This window comes from Alteromonas sp. CNT1-28 (assembly GCF_022348345.1).
GTDB classification, from domain to species: domain Bacteria; phylum Pseudomonadota; class Gammaproteobacteria; order Enterobacterales; family Alteromonadaceae; genus Alteromonas; species Alteromonas macleodii.
In genome coordinates this window covers 1-1,299 of sequence record NZ_JAKREZ010000097.1, presented here as the reverse complement: position 1 = coordinate 1,299, position 1,299 = coordinate 1, and the positions used below count along the sequence as shown (strand labels likewise).

At 44.5% G+C, this 1,299-nt stretch carries 1 protein-coding gene; it reads left to right on the top strand.

The window, feature by feature from the left end; genetic code table 11:
- Window positions 1-97: 97 nt before the first annotated feature.
- Complete coding sequence (locus tag MHN02_RS21485) at window positions 98-1,123, top strand: IS110 family transposase (RefSeq protein WP_239247977.1); 1,026 nt, start codon at window positions 98-100, stop codon at window positions 1,121-1,123.
- Window positions 1,124-1,299: the final 176 nt, after the last annotated feature.

The window sequence follows — 1,299 nt, the reverse complement described above, 5'->3', positions numbered from 1 at the left end:
CAAAGGTCAACGATGGAATGGTCTCCCCCCTCAAACGGCATCGCAATGTGCCAAACTTGGAATTGAACAATCAAGTTAACAAGGTGAGGAGACCAAAATGAATATTACAACGGTTGGACTGGATTTAGCAAAAAGTGTGAGCCATTTAGTGTGCTGTAATCAGGCAGGCAAGATTGTGCGTAAAAAAATGTTGAGACGAAATCAGGTACTGCATTTTTTTAGTGAGCTATCCCCCTGTTTGGTGGGAGTTGAGTCATGTGCCAGTGCGCACTATTGGGCGAGAGAAATAGCGAAGTATGGGCATCAGGTAAAACAAATCGCACCACAGCATGTAAAAGCGTATGTGCGAGGTAATAAGACGGACTTTAATGATGCGCTGGCGATAGCAGAAGCAGTTGTACGCCCCGAGATGAGGTTTGTGAGAACGAAAACGCAAACCCAACAAGATATTCAGGCGATACACGTGATGCGAAAGAAGTGTGAGCGGGATAGAACCGCCAACTGTAATGAAATACGGGGATTGCTCAATGAGTACGGAATAATTCTTCCGGTAGGCATAAACCATGTGTATAAATCACTGCCTGAGTTGTTTGACCGGCAGGTTGAGAATGGTTTGAGTGAATTATTCAAAGAACTGTTAGAGCGACACTATCAAAAGCTTGTAGAGCTGGATGAGCACCTGGACTGGTATACAAAGAAAATTAAACAACTAAGCCAACACGAAGCTTGTAGACGACTACAAAGTATTCCCGGAGTTGGCCCAATTATAGCCAGTGCGCTTTATCAACATATCGGCAATGGCAGTGAGTTTAAGAATGGTCGGGCAGTTTCAGCATCACTGGGGCTGGTACCCAAACAACATAGCTCAGGGGGCAAGCATAATTTACAAGGGATTAGTAAGCGTGGAGATAGCTATCTAAGAACCTTACTCATTCATGGTGCCAGGGCTGTCATGCGAGTGAGTAAACATAAAGAGACGCCATTGTCTCAATGGATAAAGCGAATAGAGCAAACGCGGGGGAGAAACAAAGCCGCCGTTGCACTGGCTAATAAATTGGCCCGAATAGCTTGGGCACTATTAGCACAAGGTGGCGATTATCAACCTGAGTTGACAACCGCATAAGTTAATAATGAACCAGTTCACTTCCAAGGATTGCTGAATAAACATAACGTGATGACAATACGGTTAAACCGACATATCGAAAACCTGATAGGGGCTGTGGATTTTAATCCGTGTCAACGATAAGGACGATATGGGCGAAGTTCATCAAGGCTCGAAGTGAAAATACTTCAACGAGA

Bases quoted from the DNA above. Each gene is read 5' to 3' on its own strand.
- MHN02_RS21485 (WP_239247977.1), top strand. From the start codon at position 98: ATGAATATTACAACGGTTGGACTGGATTTAGCAAAAAGTGTGAGCCAT.